Source organism: Burkholderia lata, assembly GCF_000012945.1.
Lineage (GTDB): Bacteria > Pseudomonadota > Gammaproteobacteria > Burkholderiales > Burkholderiaceae > Burkholderia > Burkholderia lata.
Map to the genome: position 1 here is coordinate 173,777 of NC_007511.1, position 24,431 is coordinate 198,207.

The following is a 24,431-nucleotide window of genomic DNA, read 5'->3' on the forward strand; positions in this document are numbered from 1 at the left end:
CGGGGTTGAGCGCTGGGTTCGAAACGTGTCGGCACGGCCCGGAGGATCGGCGCGGCCGGGGCCAAGGATAAAACATTCCGCACGGCCGGCACCAAAAAAGGAGATAAATCGCATGCTGAGCAACCTGGAACTCGTGATGCGGCTCGTCCTCGCGGCGGCGCTGGGCAGTGTCATCGGCTTCGAGCGCGAGCGCCTGTCGTGGGCGGCTGGCCTGCGTACGCACATGCTCGTCTGTGTCGGTTCGACGCTGATCATGATCGTGTCGGCGTTCGGGTTTGCCGACGTGCTCGGCAGCAACGACCACATCGTGCTCGATCCGTCGCGGATCGCCGCGCAGGTCGTGTCGGGCATCGGCTTCCTCGGCGCGGGCTCGATCCTGCTGCGCGGCGAGATCGTGCGCGGGCTGACGACCGCCGCGAGCCTGTGGTCGGTCGCCGCGATCGGCCTCGCGGTGGGCGGCGGGCTCTACGTCGCGTCGATTTCGGCGACGATCATCATCCTGATCATCCTGGCCGGTATCAAGCCGCTGGAGCGGCGCTACTTCACGGTGCGCCAGCGGCGCCAGCTTGCGCTGACGGTCGTGAGCGGCACGCTGAACTTCGATTCGCTGCACGCGGCGCTCGGCCCGGACAGCGCGCGCGTGAAGCAGTTCATCGTGCAGCGCGCCGACGATACAGGCGAGCACGACGAGGTGCGCATCGCGCTCGCGCGGGTGTCGGAACTCGAATACCAGGCGATCTGCGACAAGCTGCGTGTGCTGAAGGGCGTCACGCGTTTCGAAGAGGGGAACGGGTTGTCGGGCGACGAATAGGCTGAATCGGCGACGGGGCATGCGACAATGGCCGACCAGATTCCGTTCGACATCCGGTTCCGCGCCAGCGGGCCCCGCCATCCGATTTCCATGACCGAATCCGTTTCCTCGCCTCGCTCCCGTTCCCGTTCCAATCGTTCGTCGACCCGTTCGCGCCAGCGCTCGGCTGCTGCCGCGGGCAATACGTCCGCAAGGGCGGCGGTGCGGTCCGGCAGTGCGCCGGCCGGCGAGGCGTCGCGGGACGAACGGACGCTCGACCTGTTCGGCGATCCGGTGCTCGAGCCGGGTGAGCGCGTGCCGGCTGCGGCGCGTGACGAAGCGGGCGCGCCAGGCGATGCGGCGGTCGATGTCGCGGACGATGTGGCTTCCGGGCGGCAGGCTGCGCTGGACGGGTTCAGTGCGCCGGAAGGTGTGGACACGGCAGCACATGTCGAAGCGGCAGAAGGTGCTGCGACGCCGGAAGTCGCGACGGTGGTGCGCGGTGTTTCGGCGCCTGAAGGTGGGGATGTTGCGCACGTCGACGTCGCACCCGCTTCGGGCGGTGTCGCGATGAAGGCGGTCGATATTCCCCTGGCCGGTGACGTTGCAACGAAGGCCGCCGTTGTGTCTGCGGAAGAGGGCGCCGCAGCGGTGGCGTCCAAGCTGCAAGCAACCGATGGTGCTGCGGCGAAGGCGACCGAGTCTCAAGCGGTTGGCGGTGAAGTCGAGACGGCAGGTGTTGCTGCTGCTGCCGCCGTCAAATCCCGTGAAGGACGACCTTCCGATGGTGCCGTGAAGGAACGCCGTGCGTCGTCGGGCGGCAAGCGCCGGGTGGCTGCCAGTGCAGGCGACGCGACAACGGGGCAATCCGCGCCGGTCGTGACGAATGTCGACGCGGCGCTGGAGGCGGCCGGGGCGAGCACGACGCCGGACGCGGTGTCGACGGTAGAGCCGCAGATGTCGGCGCAGCCGGCCAAGCCGGTGATTGCCGCGAACACGGCGAACACGGCGAACACGGCGAACACGGCGAACACGGCGAACACCGCGAAGGCCCAAGACGCCGCGCCGCAGGCTGCCGCCGTATCCCCCGTCACGCAGGCGATGGCTTCCGCTGCCTCGTTTGTCACGAAGCCGTCGGCGGAGCGCGCGCAACCGGCCGCGCCGGCCTTCGATCCGGATACGCACCTGCGCCCGCTGACCGACCGACTCGCCGCACTGCAGGCCGACGTGGATGGCCTGACGGGCACGGCCGATCGGGAGATGCGTCGCGTCAACCGCTTGCTGCTGGCGTTGGCCATCGTCGTGCTGGCCGGGCTCGTCGCGCTGGTGATGCAGACGCGGCAGATCGCGCACCTGAAGCAGGACGTCGCCACGAAGCAGCAGCGGATCGATCGCCTCGCGGCCGATCTGTCGACGCAGCAGGCAACGCTGATGACGCTCGAGGAGCATCACGAAGCGCTTCTGTCGCAAGTCGACCGGCTTCAGCGCAACGCGAATCGCGAGGCGGCGGTCGCGAAGCGTGCTCGCCGCACGCGTTAATCGTTTCGACCCTATCCTGGGAGCCCGACGGAGCAAGGATCGCCGTTCTGTACCGGCGATCGGCCGTCGCGCGCATGTGTCAAACGGATGCGGTGCGCTGGCAGAGTTCAGGGAAAACCCTTAGAATGGAGTCCATCTAAGGGAAAACCCTAGCCACATCTGTCAGGAGTCTCACATGAGCTTCATCCTCGCCCTGCTGCAAAAGATCGACGACCTTTTCGTGTCTCCGCACCTGCCGCTCGACGCCGAATACTCGTACGCTGCACGTCGTGCCGAAGCCGAGCGTGTGCGCCGTGCACACCTCGTGCCGATCGTCCTGTACCGTCGCTGATTCGCTGATTCGCTGATTCGCTGATTCGCTGATTCGCTGATTCGCTGATTCGCGGCGCCTGCCGCACCTTCCTGTCCGCTTTCCGCCGCTGCCATCGCGCGCCCGCGCGACCGTCCCGCTACACTGGAAGTCCGATTCCGTTCACGGTGACCGGGCCATGTTGCAGATGCGGCCGATGACGGCCAGCGAATTCCACGCGTACCGCACGCGAGCCATCGACGGCTACGCGAGCGATCTCGTTTCATCCGGGCAGAATGCTGTCGAAGACGCGGCCAGCCGGGCGCGTGCCTGTTTCGACACGCTGCTGCCGGATGGCCTGCGGACCTCCGGCCAGACCCTCGTCATGCTCATCGACGGCGCCAGCGGCGACGTGGTGGGCGACCTCTGGTACGCGATCGTGCCCGAAGGGCCGAACCGCACGCTGTTCATCTACGACCTCGACATCGCCCCATCCCGGCGCCGCCAGGGCTGGGCCACGCGTACGCTCGAGGCACTCGATGCCGAGGCACGCCGGTACGGCGTCACCGAGATCGGTCTGTCGGTGTTCAATCACAACGCGGCGGCCCGCGCGCTGTATCGGGCGTGCGGCTTCGCGCCGATCACGACGACCTTGATCAAGCCAGTCATTTCGGACTGAATCCACTGGCGGGCGCCGCGTCGTCATGCGCTGGCGAATCGACTCGCCGCGACGGGCCAACGCTGGCCGACCTCACGATCCGTCCTGGTCGCCGAACGCCGAACGCCGAACGGCCATCCGGCCGTTCGGCAGCCGTCACCGGCAGCCGTCACCGGCACACATCACCGCGCGCGCCCCTTCCATCTCCGCAACAGCAACGCATTGGTCACGACGCTGACGCTGGAAAACGCCATCGCCGCACCCGCGATCACCGGGTTCAGCCAGCCGAGCGCCGCGAGCGGCACGCCGACCAGGTTATAGACGAACGCCCAGAACAGGTTCTGCTGGATCTTCCGGTACGTGCGTCGCGAGATGTCGATCGCGTCGGCGACGAGCGCCGGATCGCCGCGCATCAGCGTGATGCCGGCCGTGTGCATCGCGACGTCCGTGCCGGTCGCCATCGCGATGCCGACATCGGCCGCGGCGAGCGCCGGCGCGTCGTTGATCCCGTCGCCGACCATCGCGACGATCCCGCCGTGCGTGCGCTTCAGCTCGGCGACGACGCGCGCCTTGTCGTCGGGCAGCACCTGCGCATGCACCTCGCCGATGCCGAGCGACGCCGCGACGGCGGCCGCGCTGCCGCGGTTGTCACCCGTCACGAGCACGCTTGCGACGCCGCGCGCAGACAGCGCCGCAATCGCGTCGCGGGCGCCCGGCTTCACGGTGTCGCCGAAGGCGATCAGCGCGAGCAACGCGCGCGGCGCGTCGGCGCGCATCAGCCACGAGATCGTGTTGCCGGCGCTTTCGAGTTCCGCTGCGCGGGCGTCGAGCGCGGGCGGCACCGCGATGCCGAGCTCGTCGCGCCAGCGCGTGCTGCCGAGCGCGAGCAACTGCCCGCCGACGCGCGCTTCCACGCCGCGTCCGGCCACCGCGCGCGCATCGGCGGCGATGGCCGACGGCACCGCACCGCCGCGTGCGGCCATGTCGGCATCGTGCGCGGCGACCACCGCGCGCGCGAGCGGATGGTCGCTCTGACGCTGCACCGCCGCCGCGAGCGCGAGCGCTTCGTCATGCGGCACGCCGACCGCTTCGAACGCCGTCACGGACGGCTTGCCTTCGGTCAGCGTGCCGGTCTTGTCGAACGCGACCACGGTCGCGCGCTGCGCGAGTTCGAGCGCCTGCGCATCCTTGATCAGCACGCCGTGCCGTGCCGCGACGCCGGTGCCGGCCATGATCGCGGCGGGCGTCGCGAGGCCGAGCGCGCACGGGCACGCGATGACAAGCACCGCGACCGCGTTGAGGATCGCGGTTTCCGTGCCGGCACCGGCGATCAGCCAGCCGACCAGCGTCAGTAAGGCGATGCCGAGGATCGCCGGCACGAACACCTCGCTCACGCGATCGACGAGCCGCTGGATCGGCGCCTTCTCGGCCTGCGCGGATTCGACGAGGCGGATGATGCGCGCGAGCGTCGTCTCCGCGCCGATCGCGGTGGTTTCGACGACGAGCGCGCCTTCGCCGTTGATCGAGCCGGCCGTGACGGGGTCGACGTCGTCCTTCGGCACGGGCAGGCTTTCGCCGGTGATCAGCGATTCGTCGATGTGCGAGCGACCCGACACGATCCGGCCGTCGACGGGCACGCGCTCGCCGGGACGGATGCTGACGCGGGTGCCGACGCGCACCTGCGCCAGCGGCACGTCGCGCTCGATGCCATGCTCGATGACGCGCGCGCGGTCGGGACGCAGCGCGTTCAGCGCGCGGATCGCGTCGGTGGTCTGGCGCTTCGCGCGCGATTCGAGCCATTTGCCGAAGCGCACCAGCGTGACGATGACGGCCGACGCCTCGAAATACAGGTGGCCGGGATGCAGGGGGGCGCGCAGCAGCATCCACAGGCTCAGCCCGTACGCGGCCGACGTGCCGAGCGCGACGAGCAGGTCCATGTTGCCGGTGCGCGCCTTCACCGCATGCCAGGCCGCGCGATAGAAGCGCGCGCCGTAGCCGAACTGGACGATCGATGCGAGCAGGAGCTGGAGCCAGCCGGGCAGCATCAGGTCGATGCCGAACGGCGCGACGAGCATCGGCGCGACGAGCGGCGCGCTCAGCACGGCAGACCAGATCACGAGATCGCGTTCGCGAATCGCTTCGAGGTGCTTGCGGGCGTCGTGGTCCTGCGCGGGGCTGGCAGGTTGCCCATCAGTGCCGACTGCGGCACCGGCTGATGATGCGGCGGTGAGCGACGCGCGGTAGCCGGCTGTGGTGACGGCTGCGATCAGCGTGGCAGCGTCGAGGGCGCCGGCGCCGTGCACCGATGCCCGTTCGGTCGCGAGGTTGACGGTCGCGCGCGCGACGCCCGGCACGGCGGCCAGCGCCTTTTCGACGCGGCCGGCGCAGGACGCGCAGGTCATCCCGCCGATGTCGAGTTCGAGATCGGCGGGGGTGGTGGAGGCTGCCGGCGGGATCGCGGCGCCGGCAACCGGCGTCGCGCCATAGCCGGCTTGTTTCACGGCGTCGGCGAGCCGGGCGGCGGTCACGTCCGGGGTGGCGTCGACGGTGGCCCGTTCGGTCGCGAGATTGACCGACGCACGCGTGACGCCCGGCACCTTCGCCAGCGCCTTTTCGACGCGCGACACGCACGACGCGCAGGTCATCCCGTCGATGTCGAGTTCGATGCTGGCGGGCGCGGCGGGTGCGACAGGCGCTAAAGGTGCGAACGCGGCGACGCCGCCATCTGTTACGGTCGGCGTCGCGCCGTAGCCGGCCTGTGTCACTGCTTCAGCGAGCCGTGCGGCGGAAACGTTCGCCGCGGCATCGACGGTAGCCCGTTCAGTCGCGAGATTGACCGACGCGCGCGTGACGCCCGGCACCTTCGCCAGCGCCTTTTCGACGCGCGATACGCAGGACGCGCAAGTCATCCCGTCGATGTCGAGTTCGATGGTGGTGTTGGCCGGAAGCGGGCGGCTGGTAGTGGAAGCGGCTGCGGCCATCACCGCTGGCGGCACGTCGACAGGATGTGCATGCGGCGCTGCGGCGGCTTCGAGTACCGGTTCGCGCACGGCGGCGCGGTAGCCGGCTGCGCCGACGGCCTCGACGAGTTGTGCGGCGTCGACCGTTTCCTGCGCAGTCACCGTCGCCGTGTGCGCGTCGAGGTCGACCGTCGCGTCGACGACGCCCGGCACCGCGGCCAGCGCCCGTTGCACGCGGCCCGTACAGCCGCCGCAATGCATGCCGTCGACGCTCAGCTCGATCGTATGCAGCGCTGCGGAGGCAAGTGGTTCAGTCATGTCGGATTCCCTGAATGCGCGGCTCATGCCGCCAATGATCCCAGTATCAACATTCCCATGATGGTAAGGTCAAGCGGTGCATGACGATGCGATGCAAGGCGGGCGAATCGGCTCGAGGCCATCACCGTTCACAGGGTGCCACGGCCCGGAAAAAGCGAACGTCCGGCTTCCGGACGGAAGGCCGGGCGTCACGTGCTTGCACGCGATCGCGTGGTCACGCGCAGAGCTTGGCGCTCGCGAGACGGTTCAGGCTGACGCCTTGTTCGGCGGCCTGGATCGCCAGCGCGCGGTGAGCTTGCGGCGGGATGCGGACCTTGAATTCACCGCTGTAGGTTCGGTCGGCGATCGGCTCGGGCACCTTTTCGCCGTTCGCGGTCATGTCGCGCACGACATCGGCGACGCGTCGGCGAATGCCGGCCAGCGCGCCTTCCGGCGTCGCGTCGAGCCACGAAAGAGACGGGAACTCCGCGCACAGGCCGACGTGCTCCCCGTCCTCCGGGGACCACGTTACGCGGTACGTAAAGTGGTCTTGGGTCATGGTTTCTGTTCCTTCAGTCGGTCGATCGCGCGAGAACCTGCCGCACCTGACAGGCCTTGGCGTTCCCGCAATCGTTCTGGATGTTCACTCGAGGGTCGCCTTGCCACGGTCTCTTGAAAATGGCGTGGCTTGAACCGGATTGGCGGGCCTCGCCGAAGTGTGCGTCGCAGACCTCGAACGGATCGCCGAATCGCACATTCGCGGGCTCGCGCCTCATTTGCTCGAGGATCTTCCAATCGCTTGCCATGTTAAATGGTGTCAATAGTGACACCAATCGTCAGTCCGGATGGCAGCTCGATCGACGCCGAGACAGATCCGAAGCCGGCGACACCCGCTTCGATGCCGCCCCAATTTGCCTGAAGATCCGGCGACATATTTCAGACCTGCTCGGCCGGCGGATACGCGCCGCCAGCTAATCGGCATATTGGGGGATGCCCTGAGGCGCTATGATACCGGCCTGACATCAGCGCCCGCCGTTGTGAACCGTAGCGAAACGGTTGTCCGGGCAGGCTGGGGTGCCTTGCTTTCGCCATTCGCAAGTCGAACAAGGCGTTGACTGAAAAGAACGATATTCGGCCAGTAATCGATGATTGAAAACCAGCAGGAATCAGTTTCTCTGCGGCGCGCGTGCGCGTCGCTGGCCATTGCGGCGATGCTAGCGGGGTGCGCGTCGCAACCGGACGCGATCCAGCGGAAAACCGGCTGGATGCGCGCGGAAGTCGCCGACTCCTATGTCTACGCGTATCCGCTCGTGCTGATGGACGTCGCGAAGGAAGCGGCGACGGGCGGCGACGGTGCGCAACCAGGGCAGGCGCCGCTCAACACGCTGCGCCACGCGCAGGCGCTGCCGCCGGTCGGCGCGGTCAATCCGCCGCTGCCGGGCGTCGACACCCTCGACTCGACCGGCTGGCTCGACGTCGCGACCGAACCCGTGATCGTCACGTTGCCCGACACGCGCGGCCGTTACTGGGATGCGCGCGCACTCGACATGTGGACGAACGTGCTGTGGTCATCGTCGAGCGTGGCGGCACGCGGGGCTCGTGGCGGCGCGCGATCGCAAACGATTGCCTTCGCCGCGAAGGATTGGCAGGGCACGCTGCCGAAGGGTGCGGTGCGGATCGACGTCCCGTCGGCCAACGCGTGGCTCGAAGTCCGGCTGCAGACGAGCGGCGGGCGCGACCTCACGAACGTGAAGAAACTGCAGCGCGCGATCCGCGTGGTGCCGCTGTCCGTCTACACGGGCGCCACGCGCGGCGCGTCGGTCGCGGTCCATGCGGGCAGCGCGCCGTCCGAAGCGGTGGGCGGCGGCACGCCGGCCGAACAGGTGGCCGCACTCGATCCGAAGGCGTTCTTCGCGCGCTTCGCGCAGGCGCTGCAGGACAACCCGGCACCGGCCGACGACGCGCATGCCCAGGAGCTGCTCGGCGACATCGGCGTGTCGGCCGGCTACCCGGTGCTGTGGACGGGCGACCGCCTCGCCGCCGCGACGGCCGGCGTCGCCGAGGCACGCGCGCGGCTCTCGACCCCGCCGTCGAACCTGCTGAACGCGAACGGCTGGAGCTGGATCGGCGATACGGCGGGCAAGTACGGGCAGGACTACACGCTGCGCGCGTACGCGGCCTACACGCAGTTCGGCACCGCGACGCGTGACGACGAAACGCTCGCGGTCGTGCGCGTCGACAGCGACGGCCATCCGCTGAACGGCGCGAACCGCTATGTGCTGCATTTCGCGCCGGGCGCGCTCCCGCCGGCGCGCGCATTCTGGACGCTGACACCCTATTCGACGAACGGCGCGCTGCCGGACGTCGGGTCGGCGCGCCGTTCGCTCGGCGATCGCGACCGCCTGCGCCGCAACCACGACGGCTCGATCGACATCACCGTGTCGGCATCGCCGGGCGGCACGCATGCGGCCAACTGGCTGCCGGCGCCGCGCACTGATTTCGCACTCGCATTGCGCCTGTACGCACCGAAGCCGCAGGCGAGCGACGGGTCGTGGATGCCGCCCGTCGTCGTCCGGAAATGAACGGATGACCGGCGGCGTTGTCCGACCGGCGGGCGCGACGGCGCCCGAACCCCGTACCGTCACCTCCTGAGCCTATACTTTCGGGATAGCGTGCGCGGCCGCCCGGTTGTCCGGTGCGGCCCGGCACCCCATCCCGAGGCATTCAAGCATGGCAAGCGCAGACAAAGAAACCGTATCCTCGACCCTCCATGCCCTCGGTGGCGTTGCACGCTCGCGCCGGACCCGGCGCATCGGCATCGGCCTGCTGATCTTCCTCGTTTTATTCGGACTGCTCGGGTTCTTCGCGGCGCCGCCGCTGATCCGCCATATCGCCGAACAGCAGTTGAGCCAGCAGCTCGACCGGCCCGCCACGATCCAGCGCATCGCGCTGAACCCGTACACGCTGAACCTCGAAGCCGACGGCATCCATCTCGGCGACAAAGGCGGGCAGGGCGACTTCATCGACATCGCGAAGCTCGTCGTGCGGCCGTCGTGGTCGTCGCTGTTCCGCGGTGCGCCGATCGTCAATGAAGTCCGCCTCGACTCGCCGCGCTTTCATATCGTCCGCTACGACGCGCAGCGCTTCAATTTCACCGACCTGATCGAGAAGTTCTCGAAGCCGTCGCCCAAGCCCGAAAGCAAGCCGACGCAGTTCTCGGTGTCGAACATCCAGGTCAACAACGGCCGGATCGATTTCGACGATCGTCTGCTGAACGAAAAGCACGTCGTCGACAACTGGACGCTCGGCATTCCGTACGTCGCGACGCTGGCTTCGAAGACCGACATCTTCGTCGAGCCGAAGCTGCGCGCGCGCTTCGACGGCAGCCCGATCGCGATCGACGGCAAGACCAAGCCGTTCGCGCAGTCGCGCGAATCGGAGATCGCGCTGAAATTCGACGGCCTCGACGTGCCGAAGCTGATCTCGTACGTGCCGGCGAAGCTGCCGGTGGCCGTGACGAGCGGCCTCTTGAGCAGCGACCTCAAGGTCAATTTCGTGATGAGCGGCGAGACGCCCGCGCTGCGCGTATCGGGCACCGTCGACCTGAAGGACGCGAAGGTGACCGACCACGCGTCCGCACCGCTGTTCGCCGCGCGTGGCGTGCACGTCGCGGCGGCCAGCCTCGAGCCGCTGCGCAACGCGATGCACTTCGACGAGATCCGGATCGACCAGCCGGTGGTCGACCTGTCGCGCGACAAGCAGGGCGTGCTGAACGTCGAGAAGCTCGCCGCGCAGCCGGCAGCCGCATCGAAGGCCGCCGAAGGCAAGCCGGCGGCGTCGGGCATCGCGGCCGCTTCCGCCGCGGCCGTTGCCACCGCCAGCGGCGCGAAGGCCGAAGCCGCCGCTGACGCGAAGGAGGCGCCGCCGCTCGACCTGACGATCCGTCATTTCGCGATCGACGGCGGCACGGTCAACGTCGACGACCGCGTACCGGCGACGCCGACCGCGCTGTCGCTCACGAAGCTCGCCGCGACGCTCGACGGCTTCACGATGCAGGGCAAGACGCCCGCGAAATACACGCTGTCGACGTCGCTGTCGCGCGGCGGCGACGTGAACGCCGAAGGCACGTTCAATCTCGCGGAGAAGCAGGTCGAGAGCAAGCTGACGGTCGCCGCGCTCGCGTTGCCCGCGCTGCAGCCGTACCTCGGCGAGGCGACGCGTGCGCGCGTGCTCGACGGCACGCTCGGCGCGACCGTCAACGCGAAGGCCGACTGGGGCAAGACGCCGCTCGCCGCGCAGGTCGCCGACAGTACGGTCAGCCTGAAGTCGCTGAAGATCGCGACGCCCGACGCGAAGGCGCCCGCGATCGTGCTGCCCGACGCGAGCGCGAAGATCGCGAAGGTCGACGTGGCCACGCGCACCGCGGAGATCGCGAGCGTCGACGTCAGCGGGCTCGCGCTCGACGTGCAGCGTCTGAAGGACGGCAAGATCGACCTCGCGGCGCTGGCCGAACCCGCGCAGGCGTCGGTGCCGAAGCGCACGGTTGCGCGCAAGGCGGAGGCCGCCGCGCCGTCGTGGCATTACCGGATCGACGCGCTGAACGTGAAGGATTCGTCCGCGAACTTCACCGACCTGTCGACGCCGCGCCCGGTGAAGCTGGCGATCAAGCCGCTGGACCTGTCGGTGCAGAAGATCAGCGACGACATGACCAAGCCGCTGCCCGTGCAGCTGAAGGCGACGCTGAACCGCAAGGGTTCGCTGAACGTGACGGGCGACGTGACCGCGCAACCGCTGAAGCTCGGCCTGAAGATCAACGGCAACCGCCTCGACGCGGCCGCGTTCGAGCCGTACTTCGGCAGCGCGCTGAACGCGACGATCGCAAGCGCGTTGCTCAACGCGCAGGGCAACCTGACGTTCGCGCAGGTGAAGGACGCGCCGCGCGCGACCTATCGCGGCGACGTCGCGCTCGTCGACGTGCGGATGCTCGACAAGGCGACCTCCGACCCGTTCGCGGGCTGGCGCTCGCTCGCGCTGACGAACCTGAAGGCGAACTACGACGAGAAGGGCACCGACGTCGATGCCACCCGCGTGACGTTCTCGAACTTCTACGGCCGCGTGCTGCTCGACGCACAAGGGCGCCTGAACCTGAAGGACGTGGTCGCGAAGCAATCGGGCCCCGCGCAATCGCTCACGCGTGATGCGAGCAAGGGCGAGCCGGTGCCGCTGTCGCCGGGCATGACGCCGCCGGCTGCCGCCCAGGCCGCACCGCAGGCGTCCGCGCCGGCCGCCGCATCGGCGACGGTCGTCGTCAAGGCCGCGACGCCGCCGCAGAACCCGGTGCGCATGCATTTCGGCGAGTTGCTGCTGCAGAACGGCCGTGTCACGTACACCGACAACTTCATCAAGCCGAACTACACGGCGAACCTCGTCGCGATCAAGGGCACGGTCGGCGCGTTCGGCACGGATTCGACGACGTCCGCACCGGTCGACGTGGCCGCGAACCTCGCGGGCAACGGGCCGATCTCGATCAAGGGTTCGGTGAACCCGCTGATCGAGAAGCCGGCGCTCGACCTCACCGCGACCGCGCACGACATCGAGCTGACCAACCTGACGCCGTACTCGGCGAAGTACGCGGGCTACCCGATCACGAAGGGCAAGCTCAACGTCGACCTGCATTACGCGCTCGAGAACGACCAGCTGAAGGCGAACAACCACATCTTCATCGACCAGCTCACGTTCGGCGACCATGTGGAGAACGACACGGCGACCAAGCTGCCGGTGAAGCTCGCGATCTCGCTGCTGAAGAACACGCGCGGCCAGATCGACGTGAACCTGCCGGTGTCGGGCTCGCTGTCGAATCCGGAGTTCAGCGTCGGCGGGCTGATCTGGCGTGCGGTGCTGAACCTGATCGCGAAGGCCGTCACGTCGCCGTTCTCGCTGCTCGCGCATGCGTTCGGCAGCGGTGGCGAGGATCTCGGCTACGTCGAATTCGCGCCGGGCTCGTACCAGCTCGACGACGCGCAGCAGAAGAAGCTCGACACCGTCGTGAAGATGCTGACCGAGAAGCCGTCGATCCGCCTCGACCTGATCGGCCGCGTCGATCCGGCGAAGGACACGTCGGGGCTCGGCGATGCGTACGTCGATCGGCTCGTGCGCCAGCAAAAGCTGAAGGACGTGGTCGGGCAGGGCGAGAGCATCGACCCGATGTCGGTGAAGGTCGAGCCGGCCGAGTACAGCAAGTACCTGGCGCGCGCGTACAAGGCCGCCGACTTCAAGAAGCCGCGCAACCTGATCGGCCTGCAGAAGTCGCTGCCCGACGCCGACATGAAGAAGGCGCTCGCCGACCATGCGCCGGCCGACGACAACGCGCTGCGTGCGCTCGCGCAGCAGCGCGCCCAAGCGGTGCGCCAGTACCTCGACGGGAAGATCGATTCGAGCCGCGTGTTCGTCGTCGCGCCGAAGCTCGATGCGAAGGGCATCGAGGACAAGGGCGCGACGACCCGCGTCGACTTCGGCCTGCAGTAAGCAGGCCATCCGCCGCCGCTGCGTCCGTTCATCCGTTCGGACGCGGCGGCGCGTTTCCTTCAGCGCGCGGCGACCGCCGGTTCCACGCGCTTGCCCAGTTCCTTCTTCGCGGCCAGCGGCAGACGCGCGTCGTCCCACTGCGCCAGCCATTCGACTTCCTTCGCCGTGAACACCTGTCCGTAGTTGCGCAACGCGTACTGCAACGCGTCGACGACGTGGTGGCGAATGATTTCGGGGGTGCGTGCATCGTCCAGCACGAACCGGAGGGCTTCCAGGGTCGACATACTCGTGCTCCGGGTCAGGGAAAACCCTTTATCACACGCCAATAGTCGCGCGCCAAGCCGGAAAAAAAATCGTGCGACAGGTGACGCTGCGGACGATTTGACCGATGCACCGGCGCAGTGCCGGCCGGTGAGCGCGCACGTCGCAACGTGCGCCAGGCCACCTTGCTTTGCGACCGATTCGTGTCACTTGCGATTGGTTACGTTTGATAGAAAACAGAAAGCCCCGCTTCATGCGAGCGACCCACGGCGCGGCCATATTCTTGCGCGCCTGATGGCAAGTCACGCAGTTCAACGTCAATCGATGAGGTGGGGTGATCATGTCTTTCCTTGGTAAGCAGCGGAAGTTGGTGGCGATGGTGGCGGGCGCGCTGGCGCTCGCCGGCGCGGGTGCGCACGCGGCGCAGCAGGACGGCAACAGTCAGGGCGAGGACCGCGGCCACGCGAACCGCGTCGTGAAGCATGTGCTGCTGATCAGCGTCGACGGCCTGCACGAGCAGGATCTCGCGCGCTGCATCGGCGCGAACACGTGCCCGAACATCGCGGTGCTCGCGAAGAGCGGCGTGACGTACACGAATGCCTATACGCCGGGCCTGTCGGATTCGTTCCCCGGCCTCGCCGCGCTCGTGACGGGCGGCTCGCCGAAGACGGCCGGCCTGTTCTACGACGTGTCGTACGACCGCAACCTGTACGCGCCGGGTGATACGAGCTGTTCGGGCAAGCAAGGCTGGAACGTCGTGTTCGACGAAACGACCGGCATCGATGCCGAGAACGGCGGCGCGCTCGTTCACCTGAACGGCGGCGGCGCATTCAACCCGCAGGCGATCCCGAACGCGAAGGTCAACGGCAAGTGCGTGCCGGTCTATCCGCACAACTACGTGAAGACCAACACCGTGTTCGAGGCCGTGAAGGCCGGCATTCCGAACGCAACCACCGCGTGGGCCGACAAGCACGCATGGGGCTACGACTGGCTGAACGGGCCGTCGGGCACCGGCGTCGACGATCTGATGCGCACCGAGATCAACTCGATCGACCCGGTGACGAAGACGGACTACACGGACGTCTATTCGCATACCGCGCAGTTCGACAACCTGCACGTGCAGGCGCTGATCAACCAGATCAACGGCCGCGACTCGACGGGCACGAAGAGCGCGCCGGTGCCGACGCTGTTCGGCGCCGACTTCCAGACGCTGAGCGTCGCGCAGAAGGCGGTGGTGACGAAGGGCGGCGGCTACCTGGATGCCAACTTCACGCCGAACGGGCAGGTCGCGAATGCGATCACGTACGTCGACAACTCGATCGGTTATATCGTCGCGGCGCTGAAGCAGGCGAGCCTGTATTCGTCGACCGCCGTGATCGTCACGTCGAAGCATGGCCAGTCGCCGACCGATCACACGAAGCTCGTGAAGAACGGCGACACGCTGACGAAGCTGCTCGAAACGAACAACTACCTCGACCCGAACGGCAACTTCGGCCAGGCCAACACGAAGACGGGCAACCTGAACGACGGCTCCGGCCTGGTCGACACGGGCTTCGTGCAGACCGACGACGTCGGCCTGATCTGGCTGCGCGACCGCAACCAGCGCACGGCCGTGGTGCAGACGCTGAAGGCGAACCTGGGCTGCAACGCGCCGGGGATTTGCGCGGACGGCTCGCAGGCGTACATCCTGTACGGCGCGGCGCTCGCCGAGCGCTTCGGCGATCCGGCCAACGGCCGCACGCCGGACATCATCGTCCAGCCGAATCCGGGCGTGATCTACACGTCGAGCACGAAGAAGGACGAGGAGCACGGCGGCAACGCGCCGGACGACAGCCACCTCGGCCTGCTCGTGTCGTATCCGGGCCTGCATCGCGCACGCACGGTGACCGACACGGTCGGCACGAAGCAGGTCGCGCCGACGATCCTCGGGCTGCTCGGCGCGAACCCGCGCCTGCTGCATGCCGTGGTGGCCGAGAATACCGGCGTGCTGCCGGGGCTCGGTATCGGTCGCTAAGCAACGCAACGCGACGCCGAAGGATTGCCCGCCGCCGGTTGCGCGGCGGGCGCGATTGCGCGCTGCGCGAGGTGCTGCTCGCGTCTACTTCGCGAACAGCACCGGCATCATCTGCAGTGCGCAATCGTGCATGCGTTTGCCGATCGCCTGTACGTCCGGCTCGTCCCGCGCCATGAGCGAATCGCCCGCGCGTTTCATCGCCGCGTAGCTGCCGCGCATCGCCGCATACAACGGGATCGGCGACGTGGCGCCGGGGCCGGGCCCCTCGAAATAGCCGGTGGCGGCGAGTTCGCCCAGGTAGTAGGTGTACAGCGCGCCGACGTGGTTCGCCTGCAGCCACGTCATCAGCTGGATCCGCCGGTAGACCGACACGAGGTCGTCTTTCGGGCGCGAGCCGAGCGCGACGAAGATCTGCAGCCGCGCGAGCCAGTTGCCCTTGCGCGCGGCCTCGACGAGCGCCGTCCACTGCGCGGGCGTCGTCGAGCCCGGTTCGCGCAGGCTGCTCATGTAGTCGATCACGGCCTGCTGGTCCGGTGCCGGGCCGATCTGGTCGGGCGACCTGCACACGAAGCGGGACACGTCGATGTCGGCGTCGCCGAGATTGTCGAGCTCGTGCTTGATCTTGCCGTACACGTCGTCGAGCTGTTTCTGGACGTCGTCCTTCGACCATTCGGCCGGCAGTGGGCCCAGCCACACGAGTTCGTCGTCATGGGCAGCCGCGGCCGCGCGGTAACGGGCGAGCGCGGCATCACGGCGCTTGGCGGCGGCGGCCTGCTCGGTGCGTGCGTCGTCGGCCATGCGCTGCCGGACCAGGTTGACGGCGTCGGTCAGCTTCGCGCAGCGGGCGAAGGCGTCGTCGCGGTGCGTCCAGCACGCGTTGTCGACCGTGTAGATCCAGCGGGTGTTGACGGTCTCCAGTACATAGTGCGTCTCGCCTGCCTGCCGTGCGATGGCGGCACGGCCCTTGTCGTCGGTCACGCCCTCGGCCAGCACCTTGCCGTCGTGCGTGGTCCAGCTGTACGGCTCGCTGCTCAGCGGTATTTCGCTGCCGCTGTCGCGGGTCAGGTTGATCGCGTAGTGCGTCGTCGGCTTCGTCTCGGCGTGCGCGATGCCTACGGCGGCGAGGGCGGCGAAGGCGGCGAGCGCGACCGCCGCGCAGCGATGCCGGGTTGTCTTCGGGTGCGGGATGGCGGGCCGCGTGCGGCCGCGGTGTGACGACGGGGTGTTCATTGCCCTCTCTCTCCGTTGTTGTTCTGGTCGTGCTTCGTTTGACGACGCGCGAGTGTAGCAGGCGGGTATCGCGACGGACGGCTTGAATTCTGCCGCCCGCACCGGCATATTCGCCACGCATCACCCGTTCAACGACGCACCGAGAGGTTTGTCCATGCGCCTTCTGCTTGCCCTGCTGCTGCCGTGGTTCCAGTTCTTCACGATCGGCCGCCCGATCGCCGGGATCATCTGCCTGATCCTGCAAATCACGATCGTCGGCTGGCTGCCGGCCGCGATCTGGTCGGTGTATGCGCTGAGCCAGTACAAGACCGATCGGAAGATCGAGGCAGCGCTGCGCGAGCGGCGCTGACGCAATCGGCAACGCCGGACGTCGCCCGCGCGGCGCGGATTACTGCGGCGGCGCCCCCTCCAGCGCCTCCGCCCGCGCGAACAGCCAGTCGACGAACGTGCGCAGCGACGGATCGTCGTCGTCGCGATACAGGCAATGAAACGGCGGCCCTTCCAGGTGGACTTCCGGAAACAGCGCGACGAGCCGCCCGTGCTCGATGTCGTCGCGCACCACCGCGCGTGGCGCGAGGCATACGCCGAGCCCACTCGCGGCGGCCTTGGTCATCAGGAAGAACTCACGATAGAACGGCCCGCGCAGCGTCTCGGTGACGGCCGAGCCCGCCTGGTGGAACCAGTATTGCCACGCCTGCGGCATGCCCGCGTAATGCAGCAGCGGCGCGTTGCGCAGGTCGGCCGGCGTACGCGCCTGTTCGAGCACCGGGTGGCCGGGCGCGCACACCGGCACCGCGACGGTCGCGAGCAGCGGCCGCGACACGAATCCCTTGCGGCGCAGCTCCGGCGTATAGCGGCGGACCACGATGTCGCAGGTTTCGTCGAACTGGTCACGCTCGTTGTCGGGCGTCGTGACGAGTTGCACGTCGATATCGGGATGCTCGGCCTGGAACGCGGCCAGTTGCGTGAGCAACCATCCGTGCGAGAAAGACACCGACGCGTTGATCCGCACCGGATGGCCGTCGACGGGTTCGAACATCTGCCCCGTCGCCTGCGCGAGCCGGCCAAGGCAGCTCGCGACGTCGACGAGGTAATGCCGCGCACGCGGCGTAAGCCGCAACGAGCGTCCGTCACGCTCGAACAGCTTCTGACCGAAGAACGATTCGAGCACGCGGATCTGCTGCGCGACCGCGCTCTGGGTCACGTTCAGCTCGTCGGCGGCGAGGGTGAGGCTCTGCAGGCGGCCGGCAGCTTCGAAGCTGCGCAGCGCGTTCAGGGGCGGCAATCGGCGCATCGTGAGATCGCGAAGAAAAGCTACACAGTGGGTCAAAAAATGTCGTTTGTGGCGGTCGGGGCGCCTCCCTATCATGGCGCCGACAGGAGAACACGCCCGATGACGATCATATCGCCACCCGACACCCGGACGACCGGAATTCGCCGCCGTCTTCGCGACCGGCGCACGGCGCGACGCGCGATGCGTCGCGACGCAGCGGTGCCGCCGGTGCGAGGCCGCGGCGCGCTGGCGCTCGCCTGTGCCGGACTGTTTGCGGTACTGGCCGGGTGTGCATCGAAGCCGGAAAACGAACGCCAGATCGGCAGCGGCGGATCGCTGGTGCGCTACAGCTCCAGCCAGACCGAAGTCGACCTGTCCGACAGCGAGCAGCAGACGCTGCGCATGATGACCGATCGCCGCTATGCGGGTGCGACGCAGGGGCGTGCACTCGACGCGGTGGCCGGCGTGCTGCGCACACAGGGCTATGCGCCGGTGACAGTCGATCGCGATTCGGGGCTGATCGAGGGCGGGCGCAGCGATACGCTGATCCCGAAGTGGCGGCAATTGCTGCGCGGCGCGCTCAAGGCCCGCATTGGCGGCTTACCCGCGAAACCGGATCACGAGCGGGTGGCCGCCGTCGTCACGGTTCGCGTGACGGCGGCGCGCGACACGATCGTGCGTGCGCGATTCGACCGCACGGTGTGGGACAGCAACGGCGACTCGCGGATGAAGACCATCGTCGAGCCCGATTACTACCAGACCTTCTTCGGCGCGATGGACAAGGCGATGTGCACGACATCGTGCGAGCGGTGATCGGCACGCTGGGGCCGACGGCGGGGGCGCAAGGAAGGATCGGGAGCGGAGGGCGCGCAGCCGCCGCTCGGAGCATGGGCGCGGATGCCGGCGCGTCGCCCGGTGCATCCGGTCGACGCCGAAGCCGTCGACGAGAAAACGGCTGCCGGATCGTCGCTCGACCCGGCAGCCGCTTCGCCTACTTCACCGCAAATAGCGTCAGGTTCATGAAGATCTTGAACGCATAGCCGAGCGTGACGGCCCCGATCACGCCGCCCGCCCACAGGACGACGAACCACATCCAGCCGCGCATCCGCGACCGTGGTGCCGTAGCGGGGCGCTCGGCGGAATCAGTGGTGGTAGTAATGCTGGTCTTCATGGCGCACCTTGCCTCGGAATACCCAGTAACCCATCGTCGTGTAGGCGATGATGATCGGGAGGATAACCGCTGCGCCGACCAGCGTGAAGGTCTGGCTCGAACGCGGCGCCGCGGCTTCCCAGATCGTCATCGTCTGAGGAATCGCGTACGGGAACAGCGTGACGAGCAAACCGACGTAGCCGAGCAGCACGAGCGCCAGCGCGAGCACGAACGGGGTCATGTCATGCCGGGCACGCACCGCGCGGCGCATCCACACCGCGCAACCGGCGACCAGGAACGGCACCGGCAGCAGGCGCCAGAACAGCCCCGAATCGAACCAGCGCTGCGCGATGGCCGGATCCTGCAGCGGCGTCCACAGGCTGATTACCGCGATGAAGCCGAGCAGCACGACCGTCAGCGGCCACACGACGCGATGGAGGCGCCGTTGCAGGTCGCCTTCCGTCTTCGCGACGAGCCAGCAGCAGCCGAGCAGCGCATAGGTCACGATCAGGCCGAGGCCGGTCAGCAGGCTGAACGGCGTGAGCCAGTCGAACGCGTCGCCCGCGAACACGCCGTCCTTCACGTTGATGCCTTGCAGGAACGCGCCGAGCGCGATCCCCTGGAACAGCGTCGCGCCGGCCGAGCCGCCGATGAACGCGAGATCCCACAGCTGCTTCGTGCGCCGCGCCTTCGCGCGGATCTCGAACGACACGCCGCGGAAGATCAGGCACACCAGCATGAAGATCAGCGGCAGGTACAGCGCCGACAGCACGGTCGAATAGACGATCGGGAACACTGCGAACAGCCCGGCGCCGCCGAGCACGAGCCACGTCTCGTTGCCGTCCCACACGGGGGCGACCGTGTTCATCATCAGGTCGCGTTCCTTCTCGTCCGGGAAGAACGGGAAGACGATGCCGATGCCGAGGTCGAAGCCGTCGAGCACGACGTACATGAAGAGCCCCAATGCGATGATCGCGGCCCAGATTACGGTGACGTCCATAGGTTTTCTCGTATGCGGAAAGGTTGGGCTCAGACGGTCTCGAGCGGCTCGTCGACGGCCGACATCGGGCGCCGCGCGGTGTGATCGGGGCGCGTGTCGGGGGTGTCGTCGTGCTTCACGTCGGGCAGCGCGGGGCCGGCCTTCATCAGCTTCAGCATGTAGTACACGCCGGTGCCGAACACGAGGAAGTACACGATCACGAACGTCATCATCGACAGGCTGACCTGCTGCACCGACAGCGGCGACACGGCTTGCGCGGTGCGCATCACGCCATACACGACCCACGGTTGGCGGCCTGCTTCGGTCGTCACCCAGCCCGCGAGCAGCGACACGAAGCCGGTCGGGCCCATCACGAGCGCGAAGCGCTGGAACCACTTCGATTCATACAGGCGGCCGCGGCGGCGCAGGAGCCACGCGAGCGCGGCGAGGCCGATCATCGCGAAGCCGAGGCCGACCATGATCCGGAAGCTCCAGAACACGACGGTCGAATTCGGGCGGTCTTCCGGCGGGAATTCCTTCAGGCCGCGGATCTCGCCGTCCCAGCTGTGCGTGAGGATCAGGCTGCCGAGGTGCGGCACCTTCACCGCGTAGCGGGTCGTTTCCGCCTTCATGTCCGGAATGCCGAACAGGTTGAGCGGCGTGCCGCCCTTCTCGGTTTCCCACAGCCCTTCGATCGCGGCGATCTTCGCGGGCTGGTGCTTCAGCGTGTTGATGCCGTGCTGGTCGCCGATCACGGCCTGCAGCGGTGCGAGCACGAGCAGCAGCCACAGCGCCATCGAGAACATCTTCTTCACGCTCTTGTCGCGGCGGCCCTTCAGCAGGTGCCAGGCGCCCGTTGCGGCCACCACCAGCGCGGCGACGATGAACGCGGCGATTGCCATGTGGAACAGGCGATACGGGAACGACGGGTTGAAGATGATCGCGAACCAGTCGGTCGGCACGACGCGGCCGTCGACGATCTCGAAGCCCTGCGGCGTCTGCATCCAGCTGTTCGATGCGAGGATCCAGAACGTCGAGATCAGCGTCCCGATCGCGACCATCAGCGTCGCACCGAAGTGCGCGCGCGGGCTCACGCGGTTCCAGCCGAACAGCATGATGCCGAGGAAGCCGGCCTCGAGGAAGAACGCGGTCATGACCTCGTACATCAGCAGCGGCCCGGTGACGGCGCCCGCGAAGCTCGAGAAGCCCGACCAGTTCGTGCCGAACTGGTAGCTCATCACGACGCCGGAGACGACGCCCATCCCGAACGCGACCGCGAAGATCTTCGACCAGAACAGGCAGAGGGTTTTGTAGTACTGCTTGCCGGTTTTCAGCCAGCGATATTCGAGCACGGCGATGAAGCTGGCGAGGCCGATGCTCAGCGCCGGGAAGACGATGTGAAAGGAGACGGTGAACGCGAATTGCAGGCGGGCCAGATCGAGGGCCGAAAGAGCGGTGTCCATACCAGTTGACCGAGGCTGACGATACCCGCCGGCGGGTGCCGGCGGACCCCGGCGGACGGGCGTCGGGGTTGGCTGGAGTATGTGCCGCGATGTTGCACCGCGAAATGCGCCAACTCGTCGCAGATGTCCAGCCCGCCGCGCGCGATTCCGGGGTAAATCGTTGATTCGTATCAAGAAGGCTGCTTGCAGCGCGCGCGGCCGCGGCGTGGCGGTCTGACGCACGTGCGTCAATATGGCGCGTCGCGTCATCGGAACGGTTCGACGCGGGTGCAAACCTTGGGCGGACGCGCGCAACGTGGCGCCCGCGCGCGGCCGAACCGTTGCGGTGCGTTATCGCGTAACGCACGCGGCCGTGCCGGCGGGCCGCGGCCGATGGGGTCTGTCACATTGGTAACGCCGCGCAACATTGGCGCGCCCGCCCGTAATGGATGACGGATCGGGCGCGGCGTAGCGTTCGGTATGTCGGGTTCGCATCGACGAACCGCCAGCCGGAGAACGTGACGTGAATGGATTGAAGCTCGCGCTGGGCGCAGTGGCCGCGGTGGCGATCGCGACGGGCGGCGTGGCGCATGCCGCCCGGGTCGGGGTCTATATCGGCCCCGGCTACCCGTATTACTACCCCGTCGTCCCTGCGCCTTACTACTACCCGCCGCCGGTCGTCGCGGTGCCCGTCGATCCGGGGCCGCCGCCCGAGTACGTCGAGAAGGGGCAGCCGCAGGACGAGGGCGACGCGAACGTCTGGTACTACTGCGACGCGTCGAAGCATTACTACCCGTATGTGAAGACCTGCAAGTCGGGCTGGCGATCGGTGCCGGCGCGGCCGCAGTGACGGAGGCGTAACGATGAAATCCGTATTTCGACCTCTGCGCGTGACGGCCGCGCTGGCACTGGCCGGCCTGCTCGGCGCGTGCGCGTACATGCCGACCGGGCCGAGCGTGATGGCGCTGCCCGGCACCGGCAAGTCGTTCGACCAGTTCCGCGCCGACGATGCGAACTGCCGTCAATATGCGTTCCAGCAATCGGGCGGCGTGAGCGCGGGCCAGGCGTCGACCGCGAGCGCGGTCGGCAGCGCGGCCGTCGGCACCGCGCTGGGGGCGGCGGCCGGCGCAGCGTTCAACGGTGGCACGGGTGCGGCCGTCGGTGCAGGCGCGGGGCTGCTCGCGGGCAGCGTGGTCGGCGCCGGTGCGGCGCAAGGCTCGGCCTACGACATCCAGCGCCGCTACGACTACGGCTACCTGCAGTGCATGTACGCGACCGGCAACCGCGTGCCGGTGCCGGGCGGGATGAGCGGCGGTGGCGGCGGTGGCGGGTACGGCGGTGGCGGATATGGCGGCGCACCGCGTGCGGCGCCGCCGATGCCGCCGGCGGGCGTTCAGCCGCCGCCGCCGCGTTACTGACGGCAGCCCGGGCGGCGTCGTGCGCCATGCGCGCATCGATCGCCGGTACACACATGCCGCATGAATTGCGTACACTCTGAGTCTCGTTTCGGCAGGGCCGGGCGCATCGGTTCCGGTCCGCGTTTACTCAGGATTCAGCGATGATCGATTTACGCAGCGATACCGTGACACGTCCGAGCCAGGCAATGCTGGCCGCGATGACTGCCGCCGAAACCGGCGACGACGTATGGGGTGACGACCCGACCGTGCTGCGCCTGCAGGCGGTGATGGCCGAGCGGGCCGGCAAGGAAGCCGGCCTGTTCTTTCCGAGCGGCACGCAGAGCAACCTGGCCGCGCTGATGGCCCATTGCGAGCGCGGCGACGAGTACATCGTCGGCCAGCTCGCACACACCTACAAGTACGAAGGCGGCGGCGCGGCCGTGCTGGGCAGCATCCAGCCGCAGCCGATCGAGAACGCGCCGGACGGCACGCTGCCGCTCGCGAAGATCGCCGCGGCGATCAAGCCGATCGACAATCACTTCGCCCGCACGCGCCTGCTCGCACTCGAAAACACGATCGGCGGCCAGGTCTTGCCCGAAGGCTATGTGCAGGAAGCCACTGCGTTCGCGCGCAGCCGCGGCTTGTCCCTGCATCTGGACGGCGCACGCGTGTGCAACGCGGCCGTCGCGTCGGGCCGTTCGATCGCCGAGCTGAGCGCGCCGTTCGACAGCGTGTCGATCTGCTTCTCGAAAGGGCTCGGTGCGCCGGTCGGCTCGGTGCTGGTCGGCAACCGCGCGCTGATCGAGCGCGCACAGCGCTGGCGCAAGGTGCTCGGCGGCGCGATGCGGCAGTCGGGCATTCTCGCCGCGGCCTGCCTGTATGCGCTCGACCACAATGTCGAGCGGCTCGCGGACGATCACGCGAACGCCGCGCATCTCGCCGCAGGCCTCGCGCGCATCGACACCGTGAAGGTGCTGTCGCATGCGACGAACATGGTGTTCGCGCAATTCCCCGAAGCCGATTGCGCGCCGCTCGAGGCGTGGCTCAAGGAACGCGGAATCCTCACGCAGATGCTGTACGCGTCGCGCTTCGTCACGCACTGCGACGTGTCGCGCGCGGATATCGATACGTTCATCGACGCGGTCGGTGCGTATTTCGCGCAGCGCCGCGCGTAAGGTGGAATGCGCCGGCCGGCGGGGACGCCGGCCCGATGTGGCGCGAAGCAGGAGGTGGGGAGGCGACGGGGGCGACGTGGCAACCCGTCTGTCGATATCGGGCGAGCCGGCGGATTACGCTTGCCGGGGTGCATCGGCGGGCGGTGTGCCGTCGCGGAACAGCGCTTGCAGTTGCGTGCGCAGTTCGGCGCTGTCGGTGTGCTGGTGCACCAGGACCGCATGTTGCACGGCGGCCTCCAGCAATTCGTTATCGGAGTCGGCAGAAATCGCGACCGAGCAATTCATCGCGCTGGGAAACTCGCGGCAATCGATGTAGCGGCGAGACATGATGTTCTCCTTGCGGGAAAGGGCGCGGCCGGATGTGCGTGACCGGCCGCGCGGCGCGTGCGCGAGGCCGATGGAAAAAGTATAGGCGGCGCGGCGGAGATTCTCGTCGCCAGGTTTACCGCGTC

Annotated in this window: 22 protein-coding genes; 12 read left to right on the top strand and 10 right to left on the bottom strand. The window is 68.1% G+C overall.

Translation table 11 applies throughout. The features are described 5' to 3' along the window. Nucleotides 1–112: 112 nt before the first annotated feature. The 4 genes from BCEP18194_RS23570 (at nt 113) to BCEP18194_RS23580 (ending at nt 3,297) form a co-directional block, all read left to right on the top strand. Nucleotides 113–811: an MgtC/SapB family protein gene (locus BCEP18194_RS23570; protein ID WP_041493152.1), complete on the top strand. Its 699-nt coding sequence runs from the start codon at nt 113–115 to the stop codon at nt 809–811. A 90-nt stretch (nt 812–901) separates the two neighbouring features. Next, on the top strand, nt 902–2,329 hold the full coding sequence (locus BCEP18194_RS23575) for a flagellar hook-length control protein FliK (protein ID WP_041493440.1): 1,428 nt from the start codon (nt 902–904) through the stop codon (nt 2,327–2,329). Nucleotides 2,330–2,504: 175 nt separating this feature from the next. Then, on the top strand, nt 2,505–2,660 hold the full coding sequence (locus BCEP18194_RS41710) for a hypothetical protein (RefSeq protein ID WP_006481665.1): 156 nt from the start codon (nt 2,505–2,507) through the stop codon (nt 2,658–2,660). Nucleotides 2,661–2,817: 157 nt separating this feature from the next. Continuing rightward, complete coding sequence (locus tag BCEP18194_RS23580) at nt 2,818–3,297, top strand: GNAT family N-acetyltransferase (protein WP_011353775.1); 480 nt, start codon at nt 2,818–2,820, stop codon at nt 3,295–3,297. A 161-nt stretch (nt 3,298–3,458) separates the two neighbouring features. Here BCEP18194_RS23580 and BCEP18194_RS23585 read toward each other — a convergent pair whose 3' ends face one another. The 3 genes from BCEP18194_RS23585 to BCEP18194_RS23595 form a co-directional block, all read right to left on the bottom strand. Continuing rightward, nucleotides 3,459–6,554, bottom strand: a complete 3,096-nt coding sequence (locus BCEP18194_RS23585; RefSeq protein ID WP_081436646.1) for a heavy metal translocating P-type ATPase — start codon at nt 6,552–6,554, stop codon at nt 3,459–3,461. A gap of 214 nt (nt 6,555–6,768) precedes the next feature. Continuing rightward, on the bottom strand, nt 6,769–7,092 hold the full coding sequence (locus BCEP18194_RS23590; protein WP_011353777.1) for a type II toxin-antitoxin system HicB family antitoxin: 324 nt from the start codon (nt 7,090–7,092) through the stop codon (nt 6,769–6,771). Between the two features lie 13 nt (nt 7,093–7,105). Further along, nucleotides 7,106–7,339 carry a toxin HicA gene (locus tag BCEP18194_RS23595; protein ID WP_041493153.1) on the bottom strand — a complete coding sequence of 78 codons (234 nt, stop codon included), beginning with the start codon at nt 7,337–7,339 and terminating at the stop codon, nt 7,106–7,108. A 339-nt stretch (nt 7,340–7,678) separates the two neighbouring features. Between BCEP18194_RS23595 and BCEP18194_RS23600 the strand changes: the two genes are divergently transcribed. Both BCEP18194_RS23600 and BCEP18194_RS23605 read left to right on the top strand, forming a co-directional pair. After that, the gene (locus BCEP18194_RS23600; protein ID WP_011353779.1) at nt 7,679–9,115 is read left to right on the top strand and encodes a DUF1254 domain-containing protein; all 1,437 of its coding nucleotides are present in this window, start codon (nt 7,679–7,681) and stop codon (nt 9,113–9,115) included. Nucleotides 9,116–9,263: 148 nt separating this feature from the next. Beyond that, nucleotides 9,264–13,058 (top strand): DUF748 domain-containing protein, encoded by a 3,795-nt coding sequence (locus tag BCEP18194_RS23605; protein WP_011353780.1) that lies wholly within the window; start codon nt 9,264–9,266, stop codon nt 13,056–13,058. A gap of 59 nt (nt 13,059–13,117) precedes the next feature. Here BCEP18194_RS23605 and BCEP18194_RS23610 read toward each other — a convergent pair whose 3' ends face one another. Beyond that, nucleotides 13,118–13,342 (bottom strand): hypothetical protein, encoded by a 225-nt coding sequence (locus BCEP18194_RS23610; protein WP_011353781.1) that lies wholly within the window; start codon nt 13,340–13,342, stop codon nt 13,118–13,120. A 317-nt stretch (nt 13,343–13,659) separates the two neighbouring features. Between BCEP18194_RS23610 and BCEP18194_RS23615 the strand changes: the two genes are divergently transcribed. Next, a complete protein-coding gene (locus tag BCEP18194_RS23615; RefSeq protein ID WP_011353782.1) occupies nt 13,660–15,333 on the top strand; it encodes an alkaline phosphatase family protein in 1,674 nt (557 codons plus the stop codon). A gap of 84 nt (nt 15,334–15,417) precedes the next feature. On the opposite strand, the gene BCEP18194_RS23620 is transcribed toward BCEP18194_RS23615, so the two are convergent. After that, the gene (locus BCEP18194_RS23620; protein ID WP_041493155.1) at nt 15,418–16,563 is read right to left on the bottom strand and encodes a hypothetical protein; all 1,146 of its coding nucleotides are present in this window, start codon (nt 16,561–16,563) and stop codon (nt 15,418–15,420) included. Between the two features lie 154 nt (nt 16,564–16,717). Between BCEP18194_RS23620 and BCEP18194_RS23625 the strand changes: the two genes are divergently transcribed. After that, nucleotides 16,718–16,912 carry a YqaE/Pmp3 family membrane protein gene (locus BCEP18194_RS23625; RefSeq protein WP_011353784.1) on the top strand — a complete coding sequence of 65 codons (195 nt, stop codon included), beginning with the start codon at nt 16,718–16,720 and terminating at the stop codon, nt 16,910–16,912. A gap of 39 nt (nt 16,913–16,951) precedes the next feature. On the opposite strand, the gene BCEP18194_RS23630 is transcribed toward BCEP18194_RS23625, so the two are convergent. Beyond that, nucleotides 16,952–17,857, bottom strand: a complete 906-nt coding sequence (locus BCEP18194_RS23630; protein ID WP_041493156.1) for a LysR substrate-binding domain-containing protein — start codon at nt 17,855–17,857, stop codon at nt 16,952–16,954. A gap of 180 nt (nt 17,858–18,037) precedes the next feature. Here BCEP18194_RS23630 and BCEP18194_RS23635 point away from each other — a divergent pair, with 180 nt between their 5' ends. Continuing rightward, nucleotides 18,038–18,649, top strand: a complete 612-nt coding sequence (locus BCEP18194_RS23635; RefSeq protein WP_244273062.1) for a hypothetical protein — start codon at nt 18,038–18,040, stop codon at nt 18,647–18,649. Between the two features lie 178 nt (nt 18,650–18,827). On the opposite strand, the gene BCEP18194_RS23640 is transcribed toward BCEP18194_RS23635, so the two are convergent. From BCEP18194_RS23640 to BCEP18194_RS23650, 3 genes are read right to left on the bottom strand one after another with little or no spacing between them, the layout of a single operon-like run. Further along, nucleotides 18,828–19,007: a hypothetical protein gene (locus BCEP18194_RS23640; protein ID WP_011353787.1), complete on the bottom strand. Its 180-nt coding sequence runs from the start codon at nt 19,005–19,007 to the stop codon at nt 18,828–18,830. Then, nucleotides 18,979–19,986, bottom strand: a complete 1,008-nt coding sequence (cydB, locus tag BCEP18194_RS23645; protein ID WP_011353788.1) for a cytochrome d ubiquinol oxidase subunit II — start codon at nt 19,984–19,986, stop codon at nt 18,979–18,981. The genes BCEP18194_RS23640 and cydB overlap by 29 nt, the downstream gene beginning before the upstream one ends. A gap of 29 nt (nt 19,987–20,015) precedes the next feature. After that, nucleotides 20,016–21,428 (bottom strand): cytochrome ubiquinol oxidase subunit I, encoded by a 1,413-nt coding sequence (locus BCEP18194_RS23650; RefSeq protein WP_011353789.1) that lies wholly within the window; start codon nt 21,426–21,428, stop codon nt 20,016–20,018. 502 nt (nt 21,429–21,930) lie between these two features. Between BCEP18194_RS23650 and BCEP18194_RS23655 the strand changes: the two genes are divergently transcribed. From BCEP18194_RS23655 to ltaE, 3 genes are all read left to right on the top strand, one after another. Next, on the top strand, nt 21,931–22,257 hold the full coding sequence (locus BCEP18194_RS23655) for a hypothetical protein (protein ID WP_011353790.1): 327 nt from the start codon (nt 21,931–21,933) through the stop codon (nt 22,255–22,257). Between the two features lie 13 nt (nt 22,258–22,270). Then, the gene (locus BCEP18194_RS23660; RefSeq protein ID WP_011353791.1) at nt 22,271–22,825 is read left to right on the top strand and encodes a YMGG-like glycine zipper-containing protein; all 555 of its coding nucleotides are present in this window, start codon (nt 22,271–22,273) and stop codon (nt 22,823–22,825) included. Between the two features lie 140 nt (nt 22,826–22,965). Beyond that, nucleotides 22,966–23,979 carry a low-specificity L-threonine aldolase gene (ltaE, locus tag BCEP18194_RS23665; RefSeq protein ID WP_011353792.1) on the top strand — a complete coding sequence of 338 codons (1,014 nt, stop codon included), beginning with the start codon at nt 22,966–22,968 and terminating at the stop codon, nt 23,977–23,979. Between the two features lie 114 nt (nt 23,980–24,093). Here the strand turns inward: ltaE and BCEP18194_RS23670 are convergent, their stop codons facing one another. Beyond that, complete coding sequence (locus BCEP18194_RS23670; RefSeq protein ID WP_011353793.1) at nt 24,094–24,306, bottom strand: DUF1059 domain-containing protein; 213 nt, start codon at nt 24,304–24,306, stop codon at nt 24,094–24,096. Nucleotides 24,307–24,431 lie beyond the last annotated feature (125 nt).